Source organism: Claveliimonas bilis, from assembly GCF_020892095.1.
GTDB lineage: Bacteria > Bacillota > Clostridia > Lachnospirales > Lachnospiraceae > Claveliimonas > Claveliimonas bilis.
In genome coordinates this window covers 1,562,171-1,576,401 of the sequence record NZ_AP024845.1, presented here as the reverse complement: position 1 = coordinate 1,576,401, position 14,231 = coordinate 1,562,171, and the positions used below count along the sequence as shown (strand labels likewise).

General features: G+C 45.1%; 12 protein-coding genes. 5 read left to right on the top strand and 7 right to left on the bottom strand.

Annotated elements, in window-relative coordinates:
* Positions 1 to 31 precede the first annotated feature (31 nt).
* Together glgD and EUBC25_RS07680 are read right to left on the bottom strand one after the other, a co-directional pair.
* Positions 32 to 1,150 (bottom strand): glucose-1-phosphate adenylyltransferase subunit GlgD, encoded by a 1,119-nt coding sequence (glgD, locus tag EUBC25_RS07685; RefSeq protein WP_230104932.1) that lies wholly within the window; start codon positions 1,148 to 1,150, stop codon positions 32 to 34.
* A complete protein-coding gene (locus tag EUBC25_RS07680) occupies positions 1,147 to 2,421 on the bottom strand; it encodes a glucose-1-phosphate adenylyltransferase (RefSeq protein ID WP_230104931.1) in 1,275 nt (424 codons plus the stop codon). Before EUBC25_RS07680 ends, glgD begins: the two co-directional genes overlap by 4 nt.
* A gap of 217 nt (positions 2,422 to 2,638) precedes the next feature.
* Between EUBC25_RS07680 and murC the strand changes: the two genes are divergently transcribed.
* The 4 genes from murC (at position 2,639) to EUBC25_RS07660 (ending at position 7,417) form a co-directional block, all read left to right on the top strand.
* Positions 2,639 to 4,015, top strand: coding sequence for a UDP-N-acetylmuramate--L-alanine ligase (gene murC, locus EUBC25_RS07675; protein WP_230104930.1), 1,377 nt, complete (start codon positions 2,639 to 2,641; stop codon positions 4,013 to 4,015).
* 129 nt (positions 4,016 to 4,144) lie between these two features.
* Complete coding sequence (locus EUBC25_RS07670; RefSeq protein ID WP_311135874.1) at positions 4,145 to 5,191, top strand: DnaD domain protein; 1,047 nt, start codon at positions 4,145 to 4,147, stop codon at positions 5,189 to 5,191.
* 30 nt (positions 5,192 to 5,221) lie between these two features.
* Positions 5,222 to 6,211, top strand: coding sequence for an ATP-binding protein (locus tag EUBC25_RS07665; RefSeq protein WP_230104929.1), 990 nt, complete (start codon positions 5,222 to 5,224; stop codon positions 6,209 to 6,211).
* A gap of 21 nt (positions 6,212 to 6,232) precedes the next feature.
* A complete protein-coding gene (locus tag EUBC25_RS07660) occupies positions 6,233 to 7,417 on the top strand; it encodes a ribose-phosphate pyrophosphokinase (RefSeq protein WP_230104928.1) in 1,185 nt (394 codons plus the stop codon).
* Between the two features lie 13 nt (positions 7,418 to 7,430).
* Here the strand turns inward: EUBC25_RS07660 and EUBC25_RS07655 are convergent, their stop codons facing one another.
* The gene (locus EUBC25_RS07655; protein ID WP_230104927.1) at positions 7,431 to 8,699 is read right to left on the bottom strand and encodes an aminotransferase class I/II-fold pyridoxal phosphate-dependent enzyme; all 1,269 of its coding nucleotides are present in this window, start codon (positions 8,697 to 8,699) and stop codon (positions 7,431 to 7,433) included.
* A gap of 169 nt (positions 8,700 to 8,868) precedes the next feature.
* Here EUBC25_RS07655 and EUBC25_RS07650 point away from each other — a divergent pair, with 169 nt between their 5' ends.
* A complete protein-coding gene (locus EUBC25_RS07650; RefSeq protein ID WP_230104926.1) occupies positions 8,869 to 9,858 on the top strand; it encodes a LysR family transcriptional regulator in 990 nt (329 codons plus the stop codon).
* Here the strand turns inward: EUBC25_RS07650 and EUBC25_RS07645 are convergent.
* Genes EUBC25_RS07645 through vanR form a run of 4 tightly spaced genes read right to left on the bottom strand, consistent with a single transcriptional unit; the run spans position 9,785 to position 14,215 of the window.
* Complete coding sequence (locus EUBC25_RS07645; RefSeq protein WP_230104925.1) at positions 9,785 to 11,329, bottom strand: ATP-binding protein; 1,545 nt, start codon at positions 11,327 to 11,329, stop codon at positions 9,785 to 9,787. The two genes, EUBC25_RS07650 and EUBC25_RS07645, sit on opposite strands and share 74 nt — an antisense overlap.
* On the bottom strand, positions 11,316 to 12,377 hold the full coding sequence (locus EUBC25_RS07640; protein WP_230107571.1) for a metallophosphoesterase family protein: 1,062 nt from the start codon (positions 12,375 to 12,377) through the stop codon (positions 11,316 to 11,318). Before EUBC25_RS07640 ends, EUBC25_RS07645 begins: the two co-directional genes overlap by 14 nt.
* The gene (locus tag EUBC25_RS07635) at positions 12,265 to 13,530 is read right to left on the bottom strand and encodes a sensor histidine kinase (protein ID WP_230104924.1); all 1,266 of its coding nucleotides are present in this window, start codon (positions 13,528 to 13,530) and stop codon (positions 12,265 to 12,267) included. Before EUBC25_RS07635 ends, EUBC25_RS07640 begins: the two co-directional genes overlap by 113 nt.
* Entirely contained in the window at positions 13,520 to 14,215 is a 696-nt protein-coding gene (vanR, locus tag EUBC25_RS07630; protein ID WP_331471439.1) for a VanR-ABDEGLN family response regulator transcription factor, read from the bottom strand. The genes EUBC25_RS07635 and vanR overlap by 11 nt, the downstream gene beginning before the upstream one ends.
* Between the last annotated feature and the right edge of the window lie 16 nt (positions 14,216 to 14,231).

Here is a 14,231-nt window from a genome sequence, read left to right as displayed (position 1 = left end):
TTCTTGTCAGTCAATGCACTTTGGCTTTTTCTTACAGTGCATACCTCTCATTTTTTTCGACTACGATCTTCACACCATTTTCTCCCACATGACGCGTATTGGCCCTGATGGTATCACGGCTTTCTACAATACAGTTTTCAATGTATGTATTGTCACCGAGATATACGTCATTTAAAATAATGGAATTTTTAATGACGCAGTTGTTTCCCACAAAGGTCTTTTTAAACAATACGGAATTTTCTACTGTTCCGTTGATAATGGAACCGCTGGCCACAAGACTGTTCTTTACCACTGCACCCGGATTATATTTCGCCGGCGGCAGGTCGCTCACCTTGGAATAGATCCCCGGATACTGTTTAAAGAAATAATCTCTTACTTCCGGCTTCAGAAAATCCATGTTTGTTTTGTAATACGCATCCACTGTAGCTATGTTGCTCCAGTAGTCTTTTATTTTATAACCGTATATTTTTTTCAGATTTTTATATCTGATCAAAATATCAGTTACAAAATCGTGTCTTTCCTCTTCCGCACAGTGTTCAATCAGATCGATCAGCTGACGTCTTCTGATGATATAAATTCCTGTGGAAATCGTATTATAAGCCGCCATCATTGGTTTTTCTTCGAACTCTTCAATGCGCATAGTCTCGTCCATTTTCAGAGTTCCAAAGCGTGTCGCATCTTCTCCCGGCGCCAGATCCCTGCATACGATGGTAATATCTGCCTTCTTGGCGATATGATACTCCAGCACCTTGTTGTAATCCATTTTATATACAGCGTCCCCGGATGTAATGATCACATAAGGTTCATGACATTTCCTTAAAAAGTCCAGATTCTGATAAATGGCATCTGCCGTTCCTCTGTACCAGTATCCGTTATCCGCTGTGATCGTCGGGGTAAATACATAAAGTCCCCCCTGCTTTCTTCCAAAATCCCACCATTTGGAGGAATTTAAATGTTCATTCAAAGAGCGCGCATTGTACTGTGTCAGCACCGCTACTTTCTGGATATGAGAGTTGGACATATTACTCAGGGCAAAATCAATCGCCCGGTAGCTGCCTGCAATAGGCATTGCCGCCACAGCCCGTTTGTTCGTCAATTCCCTCATCTTATTGCTGTTTCCGCCTGCTAAAATAATTCCTACTGCTCTCATATTCTCTCACCCGCCTTTATCAATGTCTCTCCGCTCTCCAGCATGCCTCCCGGGTAATCCTCTTTTACAGTCACTCCGCTGATCGCTGTGTTTTTCCCGATCTGCACTCCTGCCGGTATGACAGAATTTTCCCCTATCGTCACAAGCCCGAAGGAATAGATATTGGGTTTCAGAAGATTCGGCGTATCCGCTCCTGTTCCCAGAGTTACATTATCGTTAATATGAACGCCTTCTGCTATGATCGCTTTATCGATAATACATCCGGAATCTATCTTCACATCTTTCATGATAATGGAATCCCGCACAACGCTTCCCTCTCCGATAGTGACACCGGATCCGATCACACAGTTGTGAACTTCCCCATAGATTTCCGCGCCATCCCCGATAATGCTCCGGTCAATGATCGCACGCTCTGAAATATACTGTGGTGGAATAATGTCGCTGTTTGTATAAATCTTCCAAAATTCTTCATATAAATTAAATTCAGGAATAATATCGATCAGTTCCATATTGGCTTCCCAGTAAGATCCCAATGTTCCTACATCTTTCCAATATCCGTTATATTCATATGCAAACAGGCGTTGTCCATTTTCATGGCAGTAAGGGATGATATGTTTTCCAAAATCGCATCCCGGCACATCCCTCAATTCCATCAGCGCCTTTTTCAGGATAGGCCAGCTGAAAATATAAATTCCCATAGATGCAAGATTGCTTTTCGGTTCCGGAGGCTTTTCCTGAAATTCTGTAATCCTTCCGTCCCCATCGGCTACAACAATTCCAAAGCGGCTTGCTTCTTCCATCGGAACCGGCATAGCTGCTATGGTAACATCTGCATGATTTTCTTTATGGTAATCCAGCATCACCTCATAGTCCATCTTGTAAATATGGTCTCCCGACAAGATCAGGACATAATCCGGATTGTAGGTTTCCATATAATCCATATTCTGGTAAATTGCATTGGCTGTTCCCGTGTACCATTCGCTGTTTGCGCTTTTCTCGTATGGCGGCAGGATGGACACCCCTCCAATATTGCGGTCCAGATCCCACGGAATGCCAATCCCTATATGTGTATTAAGCCTTAAAGGCTGATACTGCGTCAGCACTCCCACTGTATCAATTCCAGAATTAATGCAGTTACTGAGCGGAAAGTCTATTATTCTGTATTTTCCCCCAAACGCAACAGCCGGCTTTGCTACTTTTGCTGTAAGGACTCCCAGTCTGCTGCCTTGTCCCCCCGCCAGCAACATTGCTATCATTTCTTTTTTAATCATGCCATCACCCCTTCTCAGTAATATAGTGTAAATTATTATACCATACTTCCGTATTTAAGTGAACATATTTTACAAAAAAAATGGCTTTTAGCGACTTTTTTTATTAATATATCACAAAAATTGTTCCTTGGCTTTTCGTACATCTCTGTTTATAATAATATAAATAAGAGTTCAAAAATATGACAGTTTTTAATCACTTAAGGAGAGATATCACATTATGTATAACATTAATTTCAATCAACCGATCCATATTCACTTTATCGGAATCGGCGGCATCAGCATGAGCGGCCTTGCCGAGATCCTTCTGAAAGAGGGGTTTGTCATCTCCGGATCTGACACTAAGGAATCCGCTTTAACAGAACATCTGGAAAAACTGGGCGCCCGCATCTTTTACGGCCAGAAGGCTTCCAATATTATAGAAGGGATAGATCTGGCAGTGTATACTGCTGCCATACATGAGGATAATGAAGAATTTGCCGAGGCACGCCGCCAGGGTATCCCCATGCTCAGCCGCGCTGAACTGCTGGGACAATTGATGAAAAATTATGATGTACCTGTGGCCATTTCAGGAACTCACGGAAAAACTACCACAACTTCCATGCTTTCTCACATTCTCCTTGCCGCAAAAAAGGATCCTACCATTTCAGTGGGCGGCATTTTAAAAGCGATCGGAGGAAACATCCGGGTAGGCAGCTCCGAGCTTTTTGTAACAGAGGCCTGCGAGTACACCAACAGCTTTCTTCATTTTTTCCCAAAGATCGCTGTCATCCTCAATATTGACGCGGATCACCTGGATTTCTTCAAAGATCTTGACGATATCCGACATTCTTTCCGCCGTTTTGCCCAGCTTCTTCCTGCGGACGGTACGCTCATCATCAATAAGGAGATCGAGCATCTGGAAGAGATCACTGACGGGCTTTCCTGCCGGGTAGTTACTTTCGGCCTGGATTCTTCCGCGGACTATTATGCGGATCAGATTTCCCACGATGAAACAGGAAACGCTGCTTTCCATGTCATTTCCCACGGAAAAGACACCGGACGGGTGGAGCTGTCTGTCAAAGGCGACCACAACATCTGCAACGCCCTTTCTGTCATCGCTGTGGCTGATCTTCTGGATATTTCAAGAGATGACGTCTGCAGCGGTCTTCAGTCTTTTACCGGAACAGACCGGCGGTTTGAACATAAGGGCGACTGGAACGGGGTAACTGTCATCGATGACTACGCCCATCACCCGACGGAGATCAAGGCTACTTTAAAGGCTGCCGATGTTTATCCCCACCGGGAGATCTGGTGCGTATTCCAGCCTCATACCTACACCCGCACAAAAGCACTCTTCCCGGAGTTTGTGGAGGCATTATCCCACACCGATCATGTTGTCCTTGCCGACATTTATGCCGCACGGGAAACAGATACCCTGGGAATATCCTCCCAGCTGCTTGCCGAAGAACTGAAGAAAAAGGGATGCGATGCATATTATCTTCCGTCTTTTGAGGCAATCGAAGATTTCTTAAAAACACATTGTCAAAAAGGAGATGTGTTGATAACTATGGGCGCCGGAAACGTTGTAAACATTGGAGAAGCGCTTTTAAAATAGCAGTTATCCACATTTTCCACAGGATTTTATCCACAAAAAAGCTGATTTTTGACGGAAAAATTTCTTTTTTGCCTGTCCACTGAATGCTATAATGAGTCTAGTATTTTTGTTATAGTAAAAGTGGGGAATATGATGAAACAAATAAAGCTGAAAAGATGCGTGCAGGATAATGCGATCCTGCTGGATCATGAATTTATCGACCAATATATGCCGGAAGCCAACGGGGAGTATGTAAAAGTTTATCTCCTTCTGCTCCGGCTTTTGAATGATGCCAAGACACCGCTGACTGTTTCCGGCATAGCCGACATCCTGGACGATACAGAAAAAGATGTGATCCGCGCTCTGAAATACTGGAAAAAACAGGGAATTTTGGATTTCGACATTCTCGACACCAACGGCGGTCCCGGATCCAAAGATCACTCTTCGGACAAGGGTACGGCCGTTTCCTCTGAACCGCAGGCGGATTCTGTTCCCGGCACAGGCGGCGAGGATTCCGGCGCTCTGTCAGATAACAATATCACTCAGTTCCGCAACCGAAAGGAGTTAAAGGAGCTTCTTTTTGTCGCGGAGCAATATCTTGGAAAAACACTTTCCGCCACAGATATGAAGACGATCACTTATTTTTATGACAATCTTGGCATGTCCACGGACCTCATTGAATATCTCATTGAATACTGCGTGGAAAACGGACATAAGAGCATCCACTATATTCAGAAAGTGGCTCTGTCCTGGTCTGACCGGAAAATAAAGACCGTAGAAGATGCCAAGCGCAGTGTAGTTTCCTGCAGCAAAAGCGGTTATGCCGTACTGAAAGCTTTCGGTATTACGGGACGGGCACCAGCCGCTTCCGAAAGCGCATACATACGCCGCTGGGAAAATGATTACGGTCTGTCCCTGGAGCTGATCCTTGAGGCATGCAGCCGCACAATGTCCAGCATTCATCAGCCCAGTTTCGACTACACAGAATCGATCTTGAAAAGCTGGTATGAAAATGGTGTGAAAAACCGAAAAGATATTGAAGCGCTGGATCTTGCATATCACAAGGAAAAGGGCTCTGACAGGCGGCGGACAGCTTCCGAATCCCCCAATATATCCCGGAATAGATTCAACAATTTCGAGGGCCGGGTATATGAGGATATGGATGATCTCACACGAAAGCTGATCCAGAGCAAATAGAGCGATGATTTTCACAGAAGGGAGAATACTGTGGCACTAACCAATTCTCAATACGATCAGTTCATGCATATTTATGAACAGCGCCGGCTGGATAACGAATACCGACGGCGTAAAAGATATGAATCTATTATTAAAAAAATACCGGAAATAAAAGCTCTGGATGATTCTATTTCCACCCTAAGCGTACAGCAGGGGCGCAGGCTTCTGGAGGGAGACGACCTTGCCTTAAGCAGCCTGAAGGAAAAGCTTCACGAGCTTTCACAAGAAAAGGCAGCTCTTTTAAAAGAAGGCGGTTATCCGGCAGACTACCTCGATCTTCATTATACCTGTCCTGACTGCCGCGATACCGGCTATATCGGCACTCGGAAGTGCCACTGCTTCCGGAAAGCAGTGATCGACCTGCTCTATACGCAGTCCAATCTTCAGGATATCCTGAAAAAGGAGAATTTTGACACCTGCTCTCTGGAATACTATTCGGGAAGCCACATTGATCCCCTGACAGGACGTTCCTCTCTGGAAGCCATGCAGATTGCCCTTCGGTCCTGCCATGAATTTGTAGATACTTTTTCATCTGAATTTCGGAATCTGCTTCTTTACGGCGATACGGGAGTCGGAAAATCTTTTCTCTCCCATTGCATCGCAAAAGAGCTGCTTGATCAATCTTTTTCCGTAATTTACTTTACAGCAGCCCGACTTTTTGATATCTTTGCTAAGAACACGTTTCACCGTGAAGAAGAAGCCGAGCTGGATTACGAACACATTTACAACTGTGATCTGCTGATCATTGACGATCTGGGAACAGAAATGAGCAACCGCTTTACAGTATCACAGCTGTTTGTCTGCCTGAACGAAAGGATTTTGCGGCAGAAATCTACTCTGATCTCCACAAATCTTGCCCTGGAGGATCTGAAAAATATTTATTCGGAACGGATTTTTTCAAGAATTACCAGTTCTTATACCGTTCTTCGACTGACCGGTGACGATATTCGCATACAGAAAAAACTGATGAACAGAATATAATTTTAGGAGGTACTGTAACTTATGCTGCGCCGCACTGAACGAAACTTGGAAAACATTCCCGTTGGAGCACTTGGGATCATTGCCCTTGACGGGTGCGAGGAAATGGGAAACCGGGTAAACGATTATCTGGTGAAATGGAGAAGAGAGGACGGACATATCCACAAAAACGACGTCGTTTTCAGCGGGTATGAAAGAGATAATTATCTGATCAACGCAAAGGTTCCCCGCTTCGGATCCGGAGAAGCCAAGGGTATCATCGGAGAATCCGTACGCGGAAAAGATATTTATCTTATGGTAGATGTCTGCAACTACAGCCTGACCTATTCTCTGTCCGGACACACAAACCACATGTCCCCGGACGATCACTTTCAGAATCTGAAAAGAATCATTGCCGCCATCGGAGGCAAGGGCCGGCGCCTTAACGTGATCATGCCTTTCCTTTACGAAAGCCGCCAGCACAAGAGAAGCAGCCGTGAATCCCTGGACTGCGCTCTCGCGCTTCAGGAACTGGTACGCATGGGCGTGGACAATATCATCACTTTCGACGCTCATGATCCCCGTGTACAGAATGCGATCCCTTTAAGCGGATTTGAAACTGTCCGCCCGACTTATCAGTTTGTAAAGGGACTTCTGCGACATGTAAAAGATCTTCAGATCGACAGCCAGCACATGATGGCCATCAGCCCTGATGAAGGAGCAACAGGACGCGCCGTGTATCTTGCCAACGTGCTGAACCTTGATATGGGTATGTTCTACAAACGCCGTGATTACACCCGTATCGTAAACGGACGCAATCCGATTGTTGCCCACGAATTTCTGGGGTCTTCTGTGGAAGGAAAAGACGTCATCATTCTGGATGATATGATCTCCTCCGGAGACAGTATCCTGGATGTTGCCCGCCAGCTGAAACAGAGGAAGGCAAAACGGATTTATGCCGCTGCTACCTTCGGCTTATTTACAAACGGTATGGAGAAATTTGACCAGGCCTATGAAGAAGGGATCATAAACGGAATCCTTACAACAAATCTTATTTACCAGACGCCTGAGCTTCTTTCCCGTCCGTACTATATCAACTGTGATATGAGCAAGTATATTGCGCTTATGATCGATACGCTGAACCACGACGGTTCTATCAGCAGCATTCTGAATCCTGTTGACCGCATCCAGAATGTTGTCGACAAATACCGCCGCGGCGAAGAAATCTAATATTTAAAATATATTATTTTTTCTGAAGCTTTTTAGGGTGAGTGTACACACTTTGTATGCTCACTCTTTTTTGATTATATCCATCCAGGAAACTGCCGATCTTTCTGACCGCATCAGAAAGCACCTCTTTGTCCGGCAGCATGACGATCCGGAAATGATCAGGAGCATTCCAGTCAAACCCGCTTCCCGGAACGAGAAGAATATTTGTTGCATACAGAAGGTCCCTGGCAAATTTCTTATCATCTGTGATCTGGAATTTCCGGATATCCAATTTCGGAAAAACATAAAACGCACCGCTGTTCTTTACAAAAGAAAGTCCGTCGATCTTTTTCAACTCCTCTATTGTAGCTTTCCGCTGCTCATAAATCCTCCCGCCCGGTCTTACCATAGCTGCCGGAGTTTCCATATCCTCAAGGGCAGCCGGAATTACCATCTGACCCAATGTATTCGCGCATAGCCGCATAGAGGTAAGCTTAACGACTCCCTTCCTATATTCTTCTGTCAAATGGCGAGGGCCGCTTATCACCATCCAGCCGCAGCGGTATCCGCAGAGACAGTGGGATTTTGACAATCCATTCATAGTAACTACCGGAATATCTTCCGCCAGAGAAGCCAGGGAAATATGGGTGAGATCATCCATCACCAATCTGTCGTAAATCTCATCTACAAAGAGGATCAGATGAAATTCCCTTGCGATCTGGGCCAGCTGCCTTAAGACTTCTTCCGGATAAAGCGCTCCGGTAGGATTGTTAGGATTGATCACAACTAAAGCTTTTGTTTTCGGCGTGATCTTTGAGCGAATATCAGCCATGTCCGGATACCATTTTGACTGCTCATCACACAGATAGAAAACCGGCTTTCCGCCTGCCAGGTACACCGAATTTCCCCACAGTGAATAGCTGGGAGCCGGCACAAGCACTTCATCATTGTCATTCAGAAGAGGCGGCAGTGCAAAGGATACCACCTCGCTGACTCCATTTCCGATAAAGACATCCTCCGGTGTAATTCCTTTGATCCCCTTCTTCCTTTCATATTCACAGATCGCTTCCCGGGATTTCTTCATTCCCTGAAAATCACAATATCCCACTCCCTCTTCCAGATGTCCGGTCAGAGCGTTTTTAATGCTTTCCGGAAGCCCAAAGCCAAAAGCGGCCGGATTTCCCGTATTGAGTTTCAGCACCGGGATACCTTCCTCCTGCATTTTCATTGCTTCCACAAAAAGCGGGCCTCTGATATCGGAATGTACGTTGCTCATCTTTTCTGCCATTTTATAATTTTCCATAATACTGCCTCCTATGTATGATCCACTTTTTTGTCCGAACAAACTTTTTATTTGCCTTTATTATATAAACCCGCTATAATATATTCAAATATCTATAATTATATATATGTTATATAGTTTTGACTATAATATCAGCATCGTTTTGCCGTGGATCCCAAAGGAGGACGGAATGTTTACCTGGAAAAAATATGTGTACGAAGTGTACCGTGAAAGAAGTTTTACAAAAGCGGCGCAGAATCTCTATATCAGTCAGCCATCCTTAAGCGCCCGCATCCGAAAGATAGAAGAGAGTATCGGTGTGCCTCTGTTTGACCGCAGCACCTCGCCCCTGCAGCTGACAGAAGCCGGCAAGGTCTATATCGAAGCAGCGGAAGAAATTTTTAAGATCGAACAACGTGTGGAAAATGATATGAATCATTTGAACAATCTGGAAACCGGACATTTATCCCTGGGCGGAAGCAACCTTTTCTCCGCCTACATCCTGCCCCCGCTTATAACAAAATTCAAGCAGCGGTTCCCTCATGTGAATATCCGGCTGACGGAAGGAAACACAGCACAGCTGGAAGAACTTCTCGGCAATAACTCCCTGGATTTCGTAATTGACAACTATCACTATGACCACCTTTTATATGACCGGGAATTATACTGCAGCGAAAACATCCTTCTGGCTGTCCCGAAAAATGCCAATATAAATAGAGAGCTGTCCAGATATCAGCTCTCCTATGATGATGTAAAAAATCAGACATATCTCCGCCCGGAACATCCGGCAGTTCCTCTCAAGGCTTTCTCGGATCTGCCTTTTATTATGCTTTCTCCCGGCAACGACACAAGAAGCCGCGGTGAACGTTTATGCCAGAAAGCAGGCTTTTCACCAAATATCATTCTGGAACTTGAGCAGCAGTCCACTGCATATATGGCGGCTTCTACCCAGCTTGGGACAACCTTTATCAGCGATATACTGGTCCGTCAGCTTCCCTCTTTTGAAACATTAGTCTACTATAAGCTGGAAGGCGATGCTGCCAGACGGCAAGTGTATTTTTATTATAAAACCCACAAATTTAAGACTCGGGTCATGGAAGAATTCATTACGTTAATACATGAACAGAATGATCGATCCTCTCATGTTGCAGGATCTCTTCCTCCCGTTTCTGACAGGTAAAGATCAGGATCTGCCTGTCCTGCCGCGCCAGCCATTGCAGTGTATTTTTCAGACGGCTTTCATCATAAAAAGCGAAGGTATCATCTAAAACCACCGGGTATACTTCTTCATACAGCAGATTTGCCGCCGCCATCCTGAGCGCAAAATAGACCTGCTCCAATGTGCCCGCGCTGACATGTTCTGCCGGGATTTTTCTTCCTTCACACAGAAAACTTAAGCGCAGATCTTCTTCCGTGATCAGTCTTGTATATTTTCCGCCCGTCACGCTGCTTATCACATCAGACGCTGTGCGGTTCAGATCCTGCTGAAGCTGTCCCTGCATCTTACCGGACACTTCCAACAGCCGCTGGGAAGCCAGCAAGACAGCTGCCTTTTTTTCTTCCAGTCTCTTATAAGACTGGTCAAATTCCTCCAGTTCGGCCAGCTGTTCCTGAAGATTTTCATACTGGATACGCTTTTCTTCTTTCTCATTAAAAAATAACGTCCTCTCCCAGAGGAGCTTCTCACGGGAAGACAGCTCTTCTTCAGGTGTGATCTCTTCCAGCATAAGCTCCGGAGGGGTTTTCTGCCTTTTCTTCCCTTCTTTCAGACGATTCCAACTGTAAATTCCGCCGATCAGTGCAATAATGATTGCCACCAGATAGTTCCATGGCCGTGCGATCAGCACAAAAGCCCCTACTATGACAAGTAAAATCCCCGCCACTTCCAGAGGATGGATCCTCCATTTGTTCGGGCGGATATCATCCAGGACACGGCGGTTTTCTTTTTCCTTCTCTTCCGCTTCTTTTCTCTCCAGCGCTTCATCTATCCGCTCCAGTTCTTCATCCAGTCGGTGCACATCCCGCCATATGTAGGAAGATTCCTGTTCCAGCTTTTCCCTTTGTCTCTGCTTTTTCTCCAGCTTCTCCTTCATCTGACGATCCAGCTGTTTCTTCTGTTCGTCCAGGGCATTCCTTGCCGCTGTTAAATTGAGCTCGCTGTCGCCTGTCACATAATAATTCGTAGCATAATCTTTCAGGCGGGCCGCCAGATTCCGGCCTGTACGCGCCCCTGCCTGCCCTATATACAGCGTATCCGAATATCCTTCCGGATCAAGTTCCGGAAGCAGCATCATAAGATCGCCCTGTTCCAACGAAAATTCTTCTCCGTCATCAAGACAGACAAGGGACGCCCGTTTGGAATATTTATCAAAGCTCCTCTCCAGGCGAAACCGCTTTTTCCCGCACTCAAATTCCATTGCCCCTGCATAATATCCCGGATTTTCCCACGGCTCATAGCGGGAAAATGTATCATTTGCTGCTGCCCTTCCCCGGCCTCTCTCCATACCAAAAAGCATACTTTTGATAAATGTGTGAATCGTTGTCTTTCCCGACTCATTTTCTCCGTAAAAGAGCTGTATCCCATCATTAAGCTCCAGGACCTCGTTCTGAAATTTTCCAAAATTTTGCAGCTCCAGCTTAAGAATCTTCATAACTCTCCCCTTTTGTCTCCATCAGCGCAAGTACCCCGGCACACAGCGCTTCATATTCCATACTGTCTTTTTCAGCATTTGCAAAGCTTGCGATATAACTTCCCAGCAAATTGTCCTTATTTTTTTCATATAGTTTTTCAAAGTCATAAGCCGGCTTTGTCTCATCTGTAATTTCTGCAATATTTCCATATACATCCATCTGAGTCAGGTCAAACCGGATCTCTGGATCACGATATCCTTTTAAAAGAAACTTATAAATGTTCTCTTTCCCGTTTTCTTCTATGGTTTTCTGAATCACGTTTCTTAAAGAAAATCCACTCATTTCCACCTTCACATTCAAAGCAAGATGAACATATTCCCTCGTTGCAAACGGGACAAATGTAAAGCGGCACCCCTCTTTTGTTATCTCCCCTCTGATATATCCATGCTTTCCCGTATCATTGATATCCGTAGGTTCCAGCGCTCCTGCATAAGCCGCTTTTCCCGGAATCAGACACGTTGGCTTGTGAATATGGCCAAGGGCCGTGTAGTCATAGCCTAATTTTTCTATCTTAGCCTTGTCAATGGGAAGATGCTCTTTATCCCCTCCATGGAGCAAAAGGATCTCATAATCCATTTCTCCCGAAGGCAAAGCTTTGTCATACAATGTTTCCGTAATCTTGCGCTCATGATAACTGCATCCGCAGACAGATGTTTTCAGCTTGGGAATCTGAACTTCAGATGGCTCCTTTCCTGCCAGCATATGAACATTCGGTTCCCAGTCAAAACGTCCGTAGTAAGCTCCCGGCTTGATATAATCATGGTTGCCGGCGATCATTACCACTTCTGTATGGGAGAGGGAGCCAAACATGTCGTTCACCTCTTTCAGTTCCCTTAAAAGCGGCTGCCGGTGAAAGAGGTCGCCGGCAATCAGGAGAAGATCTGTTTTCTCCTCCTCACATATCATGATTATCTTTCGAAATGTCTCCCAGATTTCGGTGTCCCGCTTTTCGCTGTAAGCCTTTCCTGCCTCTGGACGAACTCCTAAATGTACGTCTGCGATGTGAATGAATTTCAATTTCTTCTTTCTCCTCCTGCTTGTTTCTGGATGGAAGCAGCACAATAAATTGTGTTTGTTCATCGTCACTCTTTGCCATGATCCTGCCTCCATGGAGTTCTACGATTTCTTTGGCAATGGCAAGCCCCAAGCCTGCCCCTCCTGTTTCACTGGATCTGGAATCATCCAGCCGGTAGAATTTTTCAAATATTGTCTGCAGCTTTGTGCCTGGAATCCGTTCCCCCTGATTGGAAAAAATGATCTCAATATCATTTTTCTTCTTATGCGCCTCTATACGGATTTTTGTTCCTGCATAGCAGTAGGCAATTGCATTTCTTAAAATATTATCAAATACCCGGGCAAGCTTGTCCGGATCTCCATATATATTCAGATTGTCCTCTGCCTCTACTTCGCAGGTCAGATCCTTTTCCTGCAGGACCGCATAGAGTTCATCCGCAATCTGTTCCAGCATCATGGATAGATTTACTTCTACCGGCTCCAGCTCAATATCCTGGAGATTAAATTTTGTAATATCAAAAAATTCGTTGATCAGTTCTCCCAGACGAATCGCTTTTTCCAGAGAAATATGGGTATATTTTTCTCTTTCCTCCCGGGGCATATCAGGATGCGCCTCCAGCATAGCAAGATAAGCCACAATGGATGTAAGGGGTGTTTTCAGATCGTGGGCAAGAAACAAAACCAGGTCATTCTTCTTCTTTTCTCCTTCAATTGCTTCCAATTCCTGACGCTTCAGCGTCGCCTTGATTTCATTGAGACGGATCTCAATAGGTTTAAGCTCTGTAATCAGATGGATCGGCTCTGTAGATTCTGAAATAATGTTTTCAATTCCATCCCCTACCTGATCCAGGTATTTCGTCATCTTTGACAGCGCCACATAAAAGAAAAGCGCAAAAAGAAGAAGGAAGCCCAGGATCATAAAAAACACCTTATTATCTCCCAACAGACGCCAATATAAATCAATGGCGGTCTGTTCTTCCACATCAAATGCGACCAGCACCTTTACAAACGTCGTTGCAAAGCTGTCATTGTACACGCCGTCGATCACATAATTCAGAAGAAAGCCGCCAACTAATACAGTCAGCGCCGTTACAAGCACTGTCTGAAGCAGAATACTGAATTTTAATTTACGATAATTATTCTTCAACTTTATAACCTACTCCCCATACTGTCTTGATAAAGTCTGAAGTTCCGGTCGGTACACTCATTTTCTCCCGCAGGTGACGGATATGTACCATAACCGTATTGTTGCTGTTTTTATAATACTGCTCATGCCATACTTTCTCAAAAAGTTCTTCTGAGCTGATCACCTTTCCCCTGTTCTCACACAGAAGCCACAAAATATCAAACTCAATGGGAGTCAGAGTAAGCGGCACTTCATTATAAACACATTCATGGGAAGTCCGGTTCAGCACAAGTCCGCCGAAATCTATAATGTCTCCCTGTTCCTTGCCTCCGTCGTTATACTGTGTATAACGCCTAAGCTGTGCTTTCACGCGGGCGATCAGCTCCAGCGGGTTAAAAGGCTTGGGGATATAGTCATCCGCTCCCATAGTCAGTCCGGTGATCTTGTCCATATACTCTGTTTTCGCCGTCAACATGATCACCGGAAATGTATATTTCTCCCGGATCCTTTTCAGGATCTCAAAACCGTCGATATCCGGAAGCATGACATCCAGAATAGCCAGATCGATCTTCTTTTCAAAAATGCAGTCCAGCGCATCCTGTCCGGTGTAAAACTTGTACACCGTATACTGGTCATTTTGCAGGTATAATTCAATTACATCCGCAATTTCCCGCTCATCATCCACTACTAATATATTCATACTCATACGAACCTCCTTCGGC

What these genes read in the sequence shown, in the direction of transcription:
- glgD (WP_230104932.1), bottom strand. Translation starts at nt 1,150, where the DNA reads ATGAGAGCAGTAGGAATTATTTTAGCAGGCGGAAACAGCAATAAGATG.
- EUBC25_RS07650 (WP_230104926.1), top strand. Translation starts at nt 8,869, where the DNA reads ATGTTTACCTGGAAAAAATATGTGTACGAAGTGTACCGTGAAAGAAGT.
- EUBC25_RS07660 (WP_230104928.1), top strand. Translation starts at nt 6,233, where the DNA reads ATGCTGCGCCGCACTGAACGAAACTTGGAAAACATTCCCGTTGGAGCA.
- EUBC25_RS07645 (WP_230104925.1), bottom strand. Translation starts at nt 11,329, where the DNA reads ATGAAGATTCTTAAGCTGGAGCTGCAAAATTTTGGAAAATTTCAGAAC.
- EUBC25_RS07670 (WP_311135874.1), top strand. Translation starts at nt 4,145, where the DNA reads ATGATGAAACAAATAAAGCTGAAAAGATGCGTGCAGGATAATGCGATC.
- murC (WP_230104930.1), top strand. Translation starts at nt 2,639, where the DNA reads ATGTATAACATTAATTTCAATCAACCGATCCATATTCACTTTATCGGA.
- EUBC25_RS07680 (WP_230104931.1), bottom strand. Translation starts at nt 2,421, where the DNA reads ATGATTAAAAAAGAAATGATAGCAATGTTGCTGGCGGGGGGACAAGGC.
- vanR (WP_331471439.1), bottom strand. Translation starts at nt 14,215, where the DNA reads ATGAGTATGAATATATTAGTAGTGGATGATGAGCGGGAAATTGCGGAT.
- EUBC25_RS07655 (WP_230104927.1), bottom strand. Translation starts at nt 8,699, where the DNA reads ATGGAAAATTATAAAATGGCAGAAAAGATGAGCAACGTACATTCCGAT.